Genomic DNA, 299 nt, shown 5'->3' on the forward strand with positions numbered 1-299 from the left:
AAATTAGTCTTTACGCCAGGGGAAAACTTTACTGGGGAGATTAATTTTGGCTGGAATGGGTTTGATGGCAGCAGTTATGCTTCCACCGAGGCGAAAGTGAATGTATCCGTGGCGGCGATTAATGCTGCACCGCAGGTGAGCGCATTTAACAAATCCGGCAATCAAAATGCCGAGATTGCGTTTTTGGCCAGTGATTTCACTCAGGGGTTTGCCGATAGCGATGGAGACGAACTGGAGAAAATCAAAATTACCGCTCTCCCGGAGAACGGAAGTCTCACACTGAACGGCGAAGTCATTGA

The 299-nt window shown here is 48.2% G+C and carries 1 protein-coding gene; it reads left to right on the forward strand.

The features are described 5' to 3' along the window. The coding region (locus tag LKK83_RS30485; protein WP_324635228.1) for an Ig-like domain-containing protein at positions 1-299 on the forward strand (299 nt) is incomplete at both ends.

It is taken from the genome of Phormidium sp. CCY1219, assembly GCF_035615515.1.
In the GTDB taxonomy this organism is placed as follows: Bacteria; Cyanobacteriota; Cyanobacteriia; order Cyanobacteriales; family Laspinemataceae; genus CCY1219.